Annotated in this window: 16 protein-coding genes, 1 tRNA gene and 1 pseudogene; 9 read left to right on the top strand and 9 right to left on the bottom strand. The window is 63.5% G+C overall.

Annotated features, from left to right (window positions below; all coding sequences use genetic code 11):
- Positions 1 to 67 precede the first annotated feature (67 nt).
- Entirely contained in the window at positions 68 to 961 is an 894-nt protein-coding gene (locus LB526_RS03415; protein ID WP_224626097.1) for an SDR family oxidoreductase, read from the bottom strand.
- A gap of 268 nt (positions 962 to 1,229) precedes the next feature.
- On the opposite strand from LB526_RS03415, the gene LB526_RS03410 reads away from it, so the two are divergent.
- Positions 1,230 to 1,640 (top strand): winged helix-turn-helix transcriptional regulator, encoded by a 411-nt coding sequence (locus LB526_RS03410; RefSeq protein ID WP_095764800.1) that lies wholly within the window; start codon positions 1,230 to 1,232, stop codon positions 1,638 to 1,640.
- A gap of 83 nt (positions 1,641 to 1,723) precedes the next feature.
- Positions 1,724 to 2,953: pseudogene (locus LB526_RS03405) on the top strand (FAD-dependent oxidoreductase).
- On the opposite strand, the gene LB526_RS03400 reads toward LB526_RS03405, so the two are convergent.
- The gene (locus LB526_RS03400) at positions 2,907 to 3,626 is read right to left on the bottom strand and encodes a glutathione S-transferase family protein (protein ID WP_224626096.1); all 720 of its coding nucleotides are present in this window, start codon (positions 3,624 to 3,626) and stop codon (positions 2,907 to 2,909) included. The pseudogene LB526_RS03405 and the gene LB526_RS03400 sit on opposite strands and share 47 nt — an antisense overlap.
- Position 3,627: 1 nt before the next feature.
- Entirely contained in the window at positions 3,628 to 3,933 is a 306-nt protein-coding gene (locus tag LB526_RS03395) for a Rieske (2Fe-2S) protein (RefSeq protein WP_224626095.1), read from the bottom strand.
- A gap of 96 nt (positions 3,934 to 4,029) precedes the next feature.
- Between LB526_RS03395 and LB526_RS03390 the strand changes: the two genes are divergently transcribed.
- From LB526_RS03390 to ilvC, 3 genes are all read left to right on the top strand, one after another.
- Complete coding sequence (locus LB526_RS03390; protein ID WP_224626094.1) at positions 4,030 to 4,485, top strand: MarR family winged helix-turn-helix transcriptional regulator; 456 nt, start codon at positions 4,030 to 4,032, stop codon at positions 4,483 to 4,485.
- Between the two features lie 130 nt (positions 4,486 to 4,615).
- Positions 4,616 to 5,269: a TetR/AcrR family transcriptional regulator gene (locus LB526_RS03385; RefSeq protein WP_224626093.1), complete on the top strand. Its 654-nt coding sequence runs from the start codon at positions 4,616 to 4,618 to the stop codon at positions 5,267 to 5,269.
- A gap of 25 nt (positions 5,270 to 5,294) precedes the next feature.
- A complete protein-coding gene (gene ilvC / locus LB526_RS03380; RefSeq protein ID WP_140724924.1) occupies positions 5,295 to 6,314 on the top strand; it encodes a ketol-acid reductoisomerase in 1,020 nt (339 codons plus the stop codon).
- A gap of 179 nt (positions 6,315 to 6,493) precedes the next feature.
- Here the strand turns inward: ilvC and LB526_RS03375 are convergent, their stop codons facing one another.
- Together LB526_RS03375 and LB526_RS03370 are read right to left on the bottom strand one after the other, a co-directional pair.
- Positions 6,494 to 6,778, bottom strand: a complete 285-nt coding sequence (locus LB526_RS03375) for a PilZ domain-containing protein (RefSeq protein WP_224626092.1) — start codon at positions 6,776 to 6,778, stop codon at positions 6,494 to 6,496.
- Between the two features lie 171 nt (positions 6,779 to 6,949).
- On the bottom strand, positions 6,950 to 7,537 hold the full coding sequence (locus LB526_RS03370; protein WP_224626091.1) for a BA14K family protein: 588 nt from the start codon (positions 7,535 to 7,537) through the stop codon (positions 6,950 to 6,952).
- Positions 7,538 to 7,704: 167 nt separating this feature from the next.
- Between LB526_RS03370 and LB526_RS03365 the strand changes: the two genes are divergently transcribed.
- Entirely contained in the window at positions 7,705 to 8,817 is a 1,113-nt protein-coding gene (locus tag LB526_RS03365; protein WP_224626090.1) for an endonuclease/exonuclease/phosphatase family protein, read from the top strand.
- A gap of 5 nt (positions 8,818 to 8,822) precedes the next feature.
- Positions 8,823 to 9,539, top strand: a complete 717-nt coding sequence (locus tag LB526_RS03360) for a hypothetical protein (protein WP_224626410.1) — start codon at positions 8,823 to 8,825, stop codon at positions 9,537 to 9,539.
- A gap of 72 nt (positions 9,540 to 9,611) precedes the next feature.
- On the opposite strand, the gene LB526_RS03355 is transcribed toward LB526_RS03360, so the two are convergent.
- The 3 genes from LB526_RS03355 to LB526_RS03345 are packed head-to-tail and all read right to left on the bottom strand — an operon-like array spanning position 9,612 to position 12,821.
- Complete coding sequence (locus LB526_RS03355; protein ID WP_224626089.1) at positions 9,612 to 10,829, bottom strand: ABC transporter permease; 1,218 nt, start codon at positions 10,827 to 10,829, stop codon at positions 9,612 to 9,614.
- A complete protein-coding gene (locus tag LB526_RS03350; protein ID WP_224626087.1) occupies positions 10,826 to 11,530 on the bottom strand; it encodes an ABC transporter ATP-binding protein in 705 nt (234 codons plus the stop codon). Before LB526_RS03350 ends, LB526_RS03355 begins: the two co-directional genes overlap by 4 nt.
- Positions 11,531 to 11,534: 4 nt before the next feature.
- Positions 11,535 to 12,821 (bottom strand): efflux RND transporter periplasmic adaptor subunit, encoded by a 1,287-nt coding sequence (locus LB526_RS03345; RefSeq protein ID WP_224626086.1) that lies wholly within the window; start codon positions 12,819 to 12,821, stop codon positions 11,535 to 11,537.
- 132 nt (positions 12,822 to 12,953) lie between these two features.
- On the opposite strand from LB526_RS03345, the gene LB526_RS03340 reads away from it, so the two are divergent.
- Positions 12,954 to 13,856, top strand: coding sequence for a PhzF family phenazine biosynthesis protein (locus tag LB526_RS03340; protein ID WP_224626085.1), 903 nt, complete (start codon positions 12,954 to 12,956; stop codon positions 13,854 to 13,856).
- 163 nt (positions 13,857 to 14,019) lie between these two features.
- Positions 14,020 to 14,095: transfer RNA gene (locus LB526_RS03335), tRNA-Lys, on the top strand.
- A gap of 176 nt (positions 14,096 to 14,271) precedes the next feature.
- On the opposite strand, the gene LB526_RS03330 is transcribed toward LB526_RS03335, so the two are convergent.
- Entirely contained in the window at positions 14,272 to 14,604 is a 333-nt protein-coding gene (locus LB526_RS03330; protein ID WP_224600876.1) for a hypothetical protein, read from the bottom strand.
- Positions 14,605 to 14,725: the final 121 nt, after the last annotated feature.

The following is a 14,725-nucleotide window of genomic DNA, read 5'->3' as shown; positions in this document are numbered from 1 at the left end:
CGGCTCGGATGCCTAAGAAATCGAAGTGAAGCGCGCCGGGGGGACGACCTCCCAGGCGCGCCAGACTTCAACCGAGCAATGCGGCCTTGTTCGCTTCGAGGAACTGTTTCAGCGTCCGCGGCTTGCGGCCTGAGAGCTTCTCGACCGCATCGGTCACCTCGCCTATGCGGCCGGCGCGGGTGTTGGCATCGAAGGAGACGATGATGCGGGCGAAGTCCTCGGGAACGCCCGCCGCTTTCACCCCTTCGGTCAGCGCCTCGTCCGGCAACTGGATGACCTCCAGCGGCTTGCCGGTCACTTCGCTTACCAGCGCCGCAATTTCATTCGTGGTATAGGCCTGCGGGCCGGTCAGCGTGTAGATGTGGCTTTCCTTGGAGCCGGATGCGAGGCCGGCGGCGATGGCGGCCGCCATATCGTCGCGCGCGCCGTGAGCGATGCGGCCGTCGGCGGCCGAGCTGTACCACTTGCCCGACGAAATGGCATGCGGCAGCGACATGAACAGGTTCTCCTGATACCAGCCGTTGCGGAAGATGGTGTAGGGGATGCCGCTCGCCTTGATCGCCTCTTCGGTGCCGTAATGGTCGCTAGCAAACAGCACCGGCGAGCCGGGCTCCGGATTGGGCATTGAGGTATAGAGCAGGTGCGAGACCTTGGCCGCCTTGGCGGCGGCCACCGCTGCCTGGTGCTGCTTCAGGCGCCGGTCGCTTTTCAGGTCGAGCTCGCCGGTCGAGATGACAAGCACCCGGTCGGCGCCCGTGAATGCTTCTTCCAGCGAAGCCTTATCGTCGAAGTCGGCAACTCTCACAGCGACGCCCCGCGCAGCCAGATCGGCGAGATTTTCCGGGTTGCGTGTGGCGGCGATGATATTGGCTGGCGCGACTTTCCGTTCGCCAAGCAGATGATTGATGACGGCGCGGCCAAGATGGCCGGAAGCACCGGTTACGAGAAGGGTTTCGGTCATCGGGTATCCCTTGAAAATGCCAATGGCGGGTCTGATTGATGGTCTCAAAAAGAGACCAGCGCTAAAATAGGAATTGACCGCAGGCCGTAAAGAAGGCAGTTTTTCGGGAGGTAGGCACTGCCAGGGAACCACTCCGGCCGGCCTAAAGCGCGTCGCGATCTTTCAGATTCGCTCCATGCGCTTTATGTTTTTGGTTTACGCATGTCTTTATCCCGAAACCGGTTCCCACTTTCGGGAGATGCTTTAGTTTCGATCAGCGGGTGTCGCGATGGACAGCAAGATCTTCAATCTGAAAGCCAAGCTCGAGGTCTACAAGGCCATGACGAACGGCGCCAATTTCGCCGATTGTCCGGTCCGCGACGTGATCCAGGGCATTAGCGGCAAATGGAGCTCGCTGCTGGTGATGGCGCTGGCCGAGAAGCCCTATCGCTTTGGCGAGCTGCGCCGGCTGGTTCCCGACATCTCGCAGCGCATGCTGACGCAGACGCTCCATGATCTGCAGCGGGACGGCTACGTGCACCGCGAGGTGTTCCCGACCAAGCCGCCGAGCGTCGAATACAGCCTGACCGATCTTGGACGTTCGATGTTCCTGCCTCTGCAACAGCTCGTTCAATGGGCCGAACTCAATCATGACGCGGTGCGCGATGCGCGCGCCGCCTTCGACACCGCCCAGGGCTGATCTCTCGACACAAGCGTCAAAGCGCCCGATTGATCCGGCGCGTTCCAAGCGGGATTGTCCCCGCAGGGTCGGGTTGGGGGACGATGGGCAAGTCCTACGAGATCGCGATTGCCGGCGCTGGTCCGGCCGGGCTGGCGGCAGCGCTTTACCTCAAGCGGGCCGGACACAAGGTCACCATTTTCGAGCGTTTCGACGCGCCGAGGCCTGTCGGCTCAGGCCTCATCCTGCAGCCGACCGGGCTGACCGTGCTCGCCGATCTCAGCCTGCTCGACGAGATCCTTTCACTTGGCAGCCGCATCGAGCGGCTGCACGGCACTGACGCCGGCAGCGGGCGCACGGTGCTCGAAGTCCGCTATGACGCGCGGCGCGGCCGTCGCTTCGGCCTCGCCGTGCATCGGGCGGCGCTGTTCGGGGTGCTCTACCGCGCCGCCTTGCGCGAAGCGATTGCCATCGAAACCAATGTCGAGGTCGAAACGCTGGAAGTCGGCGAACGGGCGACGCTGGTCTGCGGCAACGGCAGGCGGCTCGGGCCGTTCGACCTCATTGTCGATGCCAGCGGCGCGCGCTCGAAACTGCGGTCATATCTCGGCGATAACGCCATGCCACGGCCGCTCGCCTATGGCGCATTCTGGGCGTCGCTTGGATGGCGGGACGGCTTTGACAGAAGCGCGCTGCTGCAGCGCTATGACAAGGCGAGCGTCATGGTCGGCGTGCTGCCGATCGGCCGGCCGGAGCCCGGCGCGCAAGACATGGTGGCCTTCTTCTGGAGCCTCAAGCCGGCCGATGCCGAACAGATAAAGGCGAAGGGACTCGATGCCTGGAAAGCGAGGGTGGTCTCTGTGTGGCCAGAGTGCGAGGCTTTCACTAGCCAGATCGACAGTTTCGAGCAGCTCTCGCTCGCCCGCTATGGCCACCACACGATGAGGCTGCCGGCCGGCCGGCGGCTCGCCGTCATCGGCGATGCCGCGCATTCGACCAGCCCGCAGCTCGGGCAAGGCGCGAACATGGCGCTGCTTGACGCGGCGGCGCTCAGCCACACGCTGGCGCACGCGAACGGCATAGATGAAGCGCTGGCGACCTATGTAAGTGCGCGCCGTTGGCATGTGCGGGTCTTCCAGGCGCTGTCGCTGTCGCTGACGCCGTTCTATCAATCGGACTCCGCGGCCTTGCCCTTCGTCCGCGACCCATATGGTGGCGGCGCTGGCGAGAGTTCCGCCAGGGCCACAATTCCTTGCGGCCATGGTTGCCGGAACCGTGATGATCCGTTCAGGCGGATCGGGCTTGCGGAGTTGCAATGGCCTGTAGCCGGATGATCTCGGACAGGTAAGATCCCTTTGCCCGCAGGAAGGCATGCAGCCGCTGCGGATAGTCCAGGCCGACGGCTTCCTTCACCGACCGGCGTTTGCTCAAGGCCGCGCGCCATGCCTGGACGAGCGGCTTGCCGTCGAGAATGCCGAAGTCGCCGATGCTGTCGAACGTGTCGAAATAGCGGAAGACCGGTCCGTAGACGGCGTCGACCAGCGAGAAGCGCTCGCCGGCGAACCACGGGCCGCTTTGCCTTGCCGCGAGTTCTGCCTCCACACGCGCGAACATCTCGGACAAGCCTCCGCTTTCATGGAGGAAAGCGGCTTCGTTGGCAGCGGAATAGAAGCGGCCGATGGCATTGAGGATCGCCGAGCCGAATTCGATCCAGGCGCGATGCCTGGCCCGTAGCAGCGGATCGGCAGGGTGCAAGGGATTGGCCTCCGTGTCCTCGAGGAATTCGAGGATGACGGCGGATTCGAAAATGACTTCCTGCGCGTCGCCATGCCGGACGCGCAGCAGCGGCACCTTGCCGAGCGGCGAGACCGCCTTGAACCAGTCGGGCTTGTTGGCAAGGTCGACATCGAGCCGTTCAAACGGCACGCCTTTCTCGGCAAGCGAGATCGCGGCGCGCTGGACGTAGGGGCAGAGGTGATGGCTGACGAGGGTGAGCCTGGCGGTCATCTCATTCCCCCCAGACATAGTTCAGCGCGCCGTCTTCGACGCGGGTCGACAGGAACATCAGGCGGGAGCCCTTCGGCGCCGGGCCTTCCAGGCGCTCGCCGCTTGCCAGGTCGAATTTCGCGCCATGCCATTGGCAGACAAGTGAGCCGTCCTTGCATTCCAGCGGCCCGCCGAAATGCAGGCAGGCATTGGCCGCGGCGCGGATGCGCTCGCCGCTGCGCCAGACATGGACCTCGCGGCCGAAGAACGGCGCGATCAGGCTGCCGGTTTGCGGGATGTCGGCGATCTTGCAGATTTCATGTTTCATCGGAGAACTCCATATCGATGCGTTTGCATTTACATAGATGCATTTGCATCGATCGTCAAGCTTGATGCATTTGCATCTATCCGCTAGGCTGCGCCGATGACGAAGAGATCCCCATCGCCCGAAGCCGTCACCGCCTGGGCGCGCCTCATGCGCGTCTCGCGCCAACTGGTCGAAAAGACCGAGGACGCGCTGAAAGCCGGCGGGCTGCCGCCGCTCGGCTGGTATGACGTGCTGCACGAGCTGGCGGAGGCGGGCGAGAACGGGCTGCGCCCGTTCGAGCTGATCGATCGCGTTCTGTTGGCACAGTACGGCGTTTCAAGGCTGCTGGCCCGGCTGGAAGTGGATGGCCTGGTCGAAAAGTTGCCGGTCTCGGATGATGGCCGGGGCCAGACCGTTCGCATCACGCAAAGCGGTCGGAACATGCGCCGCCGCATCTGGGCTGTCTATGGCGCTTCGATCGCGGAACTGATGGGCGACAGGCTTTCAGCCCAGGACCTGAAGACATTGGCCAGCCTGCTCGGACAGCTTCGCGATCCACCGACAAGCGATTAGCTGCCGAACTCTTCGCTGTTTCCGCCGGTCATTTTTCGCCGCGGCCCCTTGCATCGGAAACCGGAATGCGCAATAAGCCGAACCGTAACGTACGGTACGCATCCGAGCGACCGGAAAAACGGGACAGAACGTGTTGCAGGCAGGCGTCGATACCGACAACAGCGAGACGCTCACCGAGCGTCAGCAGGCCGTTCTGGATGCAGCGCTTCGCCTGCTGGTCGAGGAGGGCGACAACCTGACCATGACTGCGGTGGCGCGGCGGGCAAGCTGCTCCAAGGAGACGCTCTACAAGTGGTTTGGCGACCGCGACGGGCTGCTGACGGCGACAGTGCAGTGGCAGGCGTCCAAAGTGCGCGTGGCGCCGGTCGATCGCAAAGGGCTCGACCTTGCTTCGCTGACCGCGAGCCTCGAACGCTTCGCATCCGACTGGCTCAAGGTGATTTCCAGCGACACCTCGATCGCGCTCAACCGTGTCGCGGTCAGCCATGCCGGCTCGGGCAAGGACGATCTCGGCGCCGTCGTGCTGCAGAACGGCCGCTTTGCCTTGGCGAAGCGCCTGAAGCCTGTGCTCGAAGCCGGACGCCTGGCAGGACTGCTCGATTTCGAGGACGCCGAGACGGCGTTCCGGACCTTTTTCGGCCTGGTCGGCCGCGACGTGCAGATACGTCTGCTGCTCGGCGATCGGGTGGAATTGACTGGCGCGACGATCGGCGGCGATGCCGCGCGGGCGACGCGACAGTTTCTCGCTCTTTTCGGAGCAAAAACCGGGCCGCAGGCCCTCTGATCTTCAAACGGGAAGGAAAACCACAATGCGTGTATATTACGATCGTGACGCCGATCTCAATCTGATCAAGGGCAAGAAGGTTGCCATCATCGGCTATGGCAGCCAAGGCCGGGCGCACGCGCTCAATCTCAAGGATTCCGGCGTCAAGGAAATCGCCATCGGCCTGAAGGCCGGCTCGGCGACCGCCAAGAAGGTCGAGGCCGACGGGCTCAAGGTGATGAGCGTGGCCGACGCCGCCAAATGGGCCGACCTGATGATGATGGCGACGCCCGACGAGCTGCAGGCCGACATCTACAAAAACGAGATCGCGCCGAACATCCGCGATGGCGCCGCGATCGCCTTCGCGCACGGCCTCAACGTGCATTTCGGCCTGATCGAGCCGAAGGCGTCGGTCGACGTCGTCATGATCGCGCCGAAGGGCCCGGGCCACACGGTGCGCGGGGAATACCAGAAGGGCGGCGGCGTGCCGTGCCTGGTGGCCGTCAACCAGGACGCTTCGGGCAACGCGCTCGACCTCGCGCTCTCCTACGCCTGCGGCGTCGGCGGCGGCCGTTCGGGCATCATCGAGACCAATTTCCGCGAGGAGTGCGAGACCGACCTGTTCGGCGAGCAGGTGGTGCTGTGCGGCGGCCTGGTCGAGCTGATCCGCGCCGGTTTCGAGACGCTGGTGGAAGCCGGCTACGCGCCGGAGATGGCCTATTTCGAGTGCCTGCACGAGGTGAAGCTGATCGTCGACCTGATCTATGAAGGCGGCATCGCCAACATGAACTACTCGATCTCGAACACCGCCGAATGGGGCGAATATGTCTCGGGTCCGCGCATCATCACCGCCGAGACCAAGGCCGAGATGAAGCGCATCTTGAAGGACATCCAGACCGGCAAGTTCACCTCGGAATGGATGCAGGAATATCGCGCCGGCCTGTCGCGCTTCAAGGGCATCCGCCGCGGCAACGACAGCCACCAGATCGAGGAAGTCGGCGCCAAGCTGCGCGCCATGATGCCGTGGATCGCCAAGAACAAGCTGGTCGACAAGGCGAAGAACTAAGGCGATCCACGTCTTTTTGCCTGCGCGTCCTCGGGCTTTGCCCCACGGTCGCGCGGGTGATCGCCAAGAACAAGCTCGTCGACAAGGCGAAGAACTAAGGCGAGTTTTTGTGTCAGATATCAAAGCCGGCGGAGCGATCCGCCGGCTTTTTTTGCCACGCAAGCTGGTCGGGTCCGGAATTAGCCGTAATGCCAATTCGGCTTCGGCTCGGTGCCGGTGAACTCGACGCCGATGCGGTCCTCGCGGCGCCAACGCACCACCGCCTTGTAGCCGATGCCGTCGACCGGCACATAGAGCAGGAATTCGTCGGGCACGCGTGCATCGATCGACACTTTCAGCTCCGCGCCGTTCGCATGCATGTTGCGCACCGTGCATCTGACCTCGGAATTGTTGATGCCGGTCAGGATCGCCGCGCCTTTAAGCACGCGTTGCCTGTGTTGGTTTCTGTTTTCGTTATCGGCCATGGCGCGCACGTCTCGCACTCCGTTCGCGCGAATCGACATATTGGGGGACATCGGCATGGACGAATAGCCGCCGCTGATGAATTTAGGGTTATCGGCCGATGGCGGACACAGCTTGCGGCAAATAAAACGGCGCCCGCGATGGGCGCCGTCTCATCCGTCCTGCCGACGGGCTCAGATATAGGGCGAGATGCACTGCCGGCGCGGGCCGTAGTTGGGCTGGAACGTGTTGTCCCAGGCCCGATAGGACCGGTAGCGGTCGTAGCACCATTGGACATGGGCCCTGGAAAGCCGCTCGGTCCGGTAGATGCGCCGCGGCTGAACGTAGCGCGGGTAAGGGTCGTAATAATATGGATCGTAGTAGTTGTTGTAGGCGAGGCTACCCAGGCCCAGGCCTAGGCCCAGCCCGAGAAGGGCGGCATCACCATTGTCGAAACGCCGGTGATGGCGATGATGCCGCCAGCGCCAGTCGCCATCCCCATCCCAGTTGCGGGAGAAATGACGGGAGCGGAAGTCGTCGCCGCGCCATCTGAAATCCCGGCCCCGCCAGTCGCCACCGCGCCGCCAGCGCCAATCATACATCCCCCCTCGGTCATTGCCGCCGGCCCAGCTGTCGCGGATGGGTATGATGGTTGCCGCCGTGCTGGTTGCGGTCGACAGATCGGGTTGCAGGATCGGTCCAGCGACCGACGGTGCCGTCACGCCGGTAACGAGGCCCAAGGCCAGGAGCCCGGATCGAAGGGAAGAAAAAAGCGGTTTCATTTCACTCTCCAAGGAGCAAAGGCCCCACGCCCAGCACACCCCGGGAAGAGGCCCATTGTTGGAACTTTCCGTCTGAACGGAGGATGAACGGAAAGGTTCCATCAACCATAACGAGTATCGCGCCTGGCTCTTGTTTTCGTCCCCGCTTGCGGGCAAAGGTCACGGCCATGTCGCTGCGGCTTGCCACCTTCAACGTCGAGAACCTGATGAGCAGGTTCGATTTCTCGGGCTATCGCAACCAGCTCAATGAAGACCGCACGCTGGCGCTGTTCGATATCCAGAGCGAGGCCGAATACCGGCTTCTCGAGCAGGCCCGTACCATCGCCCAGTCCGACGACATCCGCCAGTTGACGGCGCTCGCCATAGCAGCCACCCGCGCCGACATCATCTGCATGCAGGAGGTCGACAACATCGAGGCGCTGAAGGCCTTCGAATATGGCTATCTGTTCAAGATGGTCGGGCAGGGCTACAGGCAGAAATACACCACCGCCGGCAACGATACGCGCGGCATCGATGTCGCGGTGATGATGCGCAACGAAACCGCGCAAGGGCAGCCGATCGACTTCGTGCGCATGACCAGCCACGCCTATGTCACCTTCGAGGAGTTCGGGCTGTTCACGCCGGAACTCGCCGCGCTCGGCTATCTCGCCAATGAGCGGGTCTTTCGCCGCGACTGCCTGGAGATCGACCTGAGGGTCGGCGGCGTGCCGTTGACGCTCTATCTGGTGCATTTCAAATCGATGGGGCCGCCGCGCAACGGGCTGGATGGCCGCCAGGCGTCAATGCCGCTGCGTATCGCCGAAGCGCAGGCGGTGCGCCGCATCGTCGAGGAGCGTTTCGGCAAGGACCATGCCGCCGACAAGCGTTGGGCGATCTGCGGCGACCTCAACGACTACCGGCAGCGCGTGAAGATCGATGGCGACGCCATCGACGGCTACCGTTTCGAGGTCATCGACGAAGCCCGGTCCTCGATCGATGTGCTCACCGCCGGCGGCTTTTGCGAGAATGTCGTCGAGCGGCGGCCGGAGATGGACCGTTGGAGCTTCTACCATACGCGCGGCCCGGAGGAGCGGCATCTTTGCCAGCTCGACTATATCCTGCTGTCGAAGGCGCTGGCCGCGAAGAACGCCACCGCCGTTCCCGACATCATCCGCAACGGCCAGCCCTGGCGCACCATCTTCCCGCCCGGACAAGAGGTCGAGCGTTTTCCGCGCGTTGGGTGGGACCGGCCGAAAGCGTCGGACCATTGCCCGGTGGCGATCACACTGGACATGGCATGACGCTGTTGAATTTCGACCTGCCACGCAACGTCATCCTTCCGGTCGATGCGGTCGATGTCCGCCTCGATCCCGGCCCGCATCCCTTCGCGCTGAGCAATGCGGCAGCCATCGCCGAGAACTGGCGGCGGGAGATCGCCGCCAATCCGGCATTGTTCGACGGTGCCGTGGTGCTGCTTGCCGAGCTTGCCTACCGCGACGGCCGCCTCGTCGGCCGCTGCCATGCGGTCAACTATTCGACCTTCATGTTGTGGCGCAAGCGGCGCGAGAATTCCGGCGCCGAGCACGCCTACGCGCATGCCGTGCTGGTCGCCGGCGACAATGCGCTGGTCGCGATCCGCATGGGGCCGCACACTGTCAATGCCGGCCGCGTGTATTTCGCCGCCGGCTCCTTCGAGCCGATCGATTTCCGCGACGGACTGGTCGATGTCGACTTCAACATGATCCGCGAGGTGAGGGAGGAGACCGGCCTCGACCTTTCGACGGCTGAACGCGGACAGCGCTATCACGCGCTATCGACGGCAAGCGGTACGGTCATCTTCCGCCGCTACCGGGTCGCGGAGTCCGCCGACGAGTTGGCGCGGCGTATCAGCGCCTTCGTCGCTACCGAGACAGACCCGGAGATCGAAGGGCCGGTGATCATCCGCCACGCCGGCGATCTGCCCGCCGGCCTGATGCCGCACATGAAGCCGCTGGTCGAGTGGCATTTCGGCGGCGATCGTTAGCAGCACCCCCCGCTCTTTCAGCGCCGCCTCACCGCAAGATCAGGGGCACAGGCGCGGAACGTTGTTTTCTGACTATTCATGCCTCAGCGCATCGATCGGATCGAGGCGGGCGCCGCGCAGCGCCGGGAAGAAGCCGAACACCATGCCGATCAGCGCCGAGAAGCCGACGGCGAGCAGGACGACGGCGGGGCTTGGCGCGAAAGGTATCGTCAGCGCCATCGAGGCCATGCCGGCCAGCGACAGGCCGATCAGGATGCCGATGATGCCGCCAAAGAGCGACAGCACCGTCGCCTCGACCAGGAATTGGATGAGGATATGTTTTTCGTGCGCGCCGATGGCCAGCCTGATGCCGATCTCGCGCGTGCGCTCGGTGACCGAGACCAGCATGATATTCATGATGCCAATGCCGCCGACCAGCAGGCTGACGCCGGCAACGGCGCCCAGCATGCCGGTCATGGTGGTGGTGGCGCTGGTCATCGCATCGGCGATCTGGGTCATGTCGCGGATGGCGAAATCGGGATCGCGGTCGGGCGTGATGCGGCGTGTGTCGCGCAAAATGTCCTCTACGTGCGGCTGCAGCTCGGTGGTCGGGGTGCGGTCGTCGGCGGCGATATAGATGTTGTCGATGTCGCGGTTGCCGGTGATGCGCCGTTGATAGGCGTGCAGCGGCGTCAGCACGACATTGTCCTGGTCCTGGCCGAAGCCGGTATAGCCCTTGGGCTCAAGCAGGCCGATGATCTTGCAGGAGGTGCGGTTGACGCGGATGATCTCGCCCTCCGGATCGCCGGCGCCGAAGAATTGCTGGCGCACGGTTTCGCCGATCAGGCACACACCCGCGCCGGCGCGCGTTTCGGAATCGCTGAACGGGCGGCCTGACACCAGCTTCCAGTCGCGGGCATCGAGATAGGCGCTGTCGGTGCCGGTCACGCCCGAAGTCAGGCTTTCGGTGCCGAAGATGACGCGGACCTGCTTTTGCGAGGCCGGCGAAATCGCGCGGGCGCCGCTCAGATGCGCGACGAGCGCCGCGACATCCTTTTCCGCCAGCGGCCGCACCGCCTGGTCGAGCCCTCCCGGTCCGCCGGGTCCCGCCGGCCGGCCGGCGCGGACGACGAGCAGGTTGCTGCCGAGCTTGGAAATATCGGCCTTGACCTTCTCAGTCGTGCCGGAGCCGATGGTGAGCATGGCGATGACGGCGGCGACGCCGATGACGATGCCAAGCAGCGTCAGGAACGAGCGCAATACGTTGCGGCGGATCGAGCGAAGCGAGAGGCGGACGGTCTCCCAGATCATGCCGCTTGCTCCGCTAAGGTGTCGGAGGCGACATGGCCGTCGAGGAAACGGACGGTGCGGCCGGCATAGTTCGCGACGTCGGCCTCATGCGTGACCATGACGATGGAGAGCCCGAGCTCGGCATTGAGCCTGGTCAGCAGCTCCATGATCTCGTGCGTGCGCGCGGTGTCGAGGTTGCCGGTCGGTTCGTCGGCGACAAGCAGCGTCGGCCTGGTGACGATGGCGCGGGCGATCGCCACGCGCTGTTGCTGGCCGCCGGAAAGCTCGGCCGGCGTGTGGTGCTCGCGCCCGACCAGTCCGACCTCGGCCAGCGCCTGCATGGCCAGATCGCGGCGCTCGCGCGCGGCAACGCCGCGATAGATCAGCGGCAGCTCGACATTTTCCGCGGCGGTGGTGCGCGGCAGCAGATTGTAGCCCTGGAAGACGAAGCCGATATAGAGGTTGCGCAAAAGCGCGCGGCGGTTGCGGTCGAGGCGGCCCGCATCGATGCCCATGAAACAGTAGGTTCCGGCCGTCGGCGTATCGAGGCAGCCGATGATGTTCATCGCCGTCGATTTGCCCGAGCCCGAGGGACCCATGATGGCGACGAATTCGCCGCGCCGGATGGCGAGATCGACGCCGGCCAGCGCGCGCACGCGAGCCTCGCCCTCGCCGTAGGTTTTCCATACCTGGTCGAAAGTGATGAGCAGGGGAGCCGACATCTCGTTAGCTCCGCTGCTGCGCGCCGGTGATGACTTGCGCGCCTTCGTCGAGGCCGGAGGTGATCTCGGTCAGCTCGCCGTCGGTCGAGCCGATCCTGACGTTGACCGGACGTGGCCGGCCGTTCTCCAGCACATAGAGCGTGCGCGAGCCGTCGGTCGGCGCCTTCGTTGCCTCGCGCTGCCGGTTGGGGCGGCCCATGCGGCCGGTGAAGAGGTCGCTAAGGCTCCAGCCGCGTGCCTGCTGTTGCATCGGGCGATAGCGGAAAGCGGTCGACGGGACGGTAAGCACGCTTTTGGCCTGCCGAGTCACCACCGAGACCGTGGCCGTCATACCGGGCCTCAAGAGAAGCTCGCCATTGTCGACTTCGAGGCGGGCATTGTAGGTGACAACGCCGTCGGTGGTGACCGAGGCGTAGGAGATGTCGCGGATCTCGGCGTCGAAGGGTCGGTCCGGGAAAGCGTCGACGGTGAAGCGGGCGTGCTGGCCGGGCTTGACCTCGCCGATATCGGCCTCGTCGACCGCAGCCTGCAATTCCATGTTGCGAAGGTCGGCGGCGATGACGAAGAGCACCGGCGCCTGCAGCGAGGACGCGACGGTCTGGCCAGGGTCGACCGAGCGCGTCAGCACGATGCCGTCGATCGGCGCATAGATGGTGCTCTTGGCGAGATCGGTCTGCTGCGCCTTGAGATCTGCCTGAGCGATGGCGAGATTGGCTTCGGCGCTGTCGAGCGCCGCCTTCGAGCGGTCGCGCGTCGCCGTCGCCGCTTCGAGCGACTGGTCCGTCGCCATGCCGCGCTTGGTCAGCGCGTTTGCGCGCACAACCGCGTTCTCGTTTTCCTGCAAGGTCACCTTGGCGTCCTCGACGGCGGCCGCCGCCGCCTTGGCGGAGGCGGTGGCGCGCTCGATCTGGACCTCCAGCTTGGCGGTGTCGAGCGTCGCCAGCACGTCGCCCTTCTTGACCTGCTGGTTTTCATTGGCCGCGACCGAGCGGACGATGCCGGAAAGCTCGCTGGAGATGTCGACCTGGGTCAGCGGCTGCAGCGTGCCGGTGGCCGATACCGCGACAGTGAGGTCGGCGACCGCCGCGGGCACGGCGGTGTATTCGATCCTGGGAGGTGCTGCGGCATACGACCGATAGAGGGCAATGCCGGCCGTGATGATCGCTATCGTCAGCAGCGCGTAGAACCAGAAGCGGCGACGCTTGCGGCTCACGCCCTTGCGGTCGAGCCCGAGCGCTGCCTCTATGGAAGTACCGGATTCCGCGTTTGGCGGATTGACAAGCTGGTCCACGCCGGACCCCTATGCTGAAAATGAATGTCCCTATCCGTCCACAAATCAGGCCTTAAGGTTCGAATTTCAAATTAAATTTCCCTCATGTTTGGATTGAGGCAGAAATTCGGAGCGAGGCGAAAGGTTTTCTCCATGGCGCGCAATTACTTGCTTTACGATGTGTTTACCACCGAAAGGCTGGCTGGAAATCCGCTTGCGGTGGTGCTGGACAGCGACGGGCTCGACACTGTCGGCATGCAGGCGATCGCACGTGAATTCAATCTGTCTGAGACAGTGTTCGTGCTGCCTCCCGACAATCCGAAGCATCGCAACCGCATACGCATCTTCACGCCCGACTATGAGATGCCTTTCGCGGGGCATCCGACGGTCGGCTCGGCGATCGCGCTGGCCGAACTCGCCGGCGAGGCCGCCGGCATTTTCGTGCTGGAGGAGAATATCGGGCCGGTGCGTTGCGCGGTGAGCAAGCATGACGGCTCGACATTCGCTGAGTTCGACCTGGCGAAACTGCCGGAACCGCTGGAGCTCAAGGCTGACCCGGACGCGATCGGCGCCGCGCTCGGCCTTGCCCCGCACGAGATCGGCTTCGAGAATCACCGCGTCGCCTTCTGGTCGGCCGGCGTGCCTTATGTGACGATTCCCGTTGCCGGCCTGGAGGAGGCGGCCAAGATCCGGCTCGACAACCAGGCGTGGTCGGAATTGGCGCCGCGCAAGAGCGAATGGGCCTTCGCCAGCCCCTATGTCTATTGCCGCGAGACGGTGCATCACGACAGCGCCTTCCATGCCCGCATGATCGTGCCCGGCACGCCTTCCTATGAGGACCCGGCGACCGGTTCGGCCGCGGCCGCCTTTGCCGGCGCCATCATGCATTTCGACGCCCCGACCGACGGCATCTCGCAGCTCTGGATCGAGCAGGGGCTGGAAATGGGCCGGCCGTCGCGCATCCGGCTCGAGCTCAATGTCGATGGCGGGAAACTGGCCTCTGCGCGCATTGGCGGCCACGCGGTCAAGGTGGCTGAAGGCAAGCTATTCGTGTGACACCTGCGGGCTTTTTTTTCAGGCATGATCTTTTCCCGAAAAACCGGAATCCACTTTTCGCGATCATGCCGTGTCGATTTGTCGGGAAATGATCCGGCAGGGCCTAGACACAGCCGAAAGCGGCGGCTATATGCGCCGCCGACGCTGAGTTTTCCGGCGGTGTGGGTGTGTAGCTCAGTTGGTAGAGCAGCTGACTCTTAATCAGCGGGTCCACAGTTCGATCCTGTGCACACCCACCATTTTTTCCGATGGTATTTCTCCTTTTTAGCCCGCCTTCGCGGCGGATTGAGCTGTTAAAGCTCAAGACCTGCAACGATCGCCCGTCAGACAGCTCTCATGACGATTGATGCCCAACCGGCGATCGAAGGATCAAGCCGCAAGTGCCAATGCCGCACTAGCGCACGGAAAATGTCCGCTACGCCTGGAAGAATTCCTCGATGTCATCCAGAACGGTGATGGTCGCAACGATGTCCAATGGGTTGTCCCAGTCGACATGAAGAAGGAATTCAACGCCTCCTGCTTCCCCGCCGGCCACGCCGTGGGGGCCAACATTGGTCACATAAATATTAGCTGAGCCAAGATTTGGGCGCCCAAGCGTCTTCGGTCCGCCACCAAAGCCACCGAAGGCAGGTATAAATTCCGCTGCTGTTATGATCACCACCGAGTCTAGGTTGATCGGGTCCCAATTGAAGTTCTGACGAATTGTACCTTTCATTCCCCGGTAGAGTACTCTAATTGAACGAGCCATGCCTTCCTCCTTTTCTGAAGAAACCTCAATTATTGGGTAATAACGAGGTATGATTTGGCATGGCGTCAGAGTTTGATCTGTGAGGATGATCACAAATCATTTGCAATTGTTGGTAAGAGGA

The sequence above is a fragment of the Mesorhizobium sp. CA6 genome, assembly GCF_020165035.1.
Classification (GTDB): domain Bacteria; phylum Pseudomonadota; class Alphaproteobacteria; order Rhizobiales; family Rhizobiaceae; genus Mesorhizobium.
This window is presented reverse-complemented; position numbering and strand designations above follow the sequence as displayed.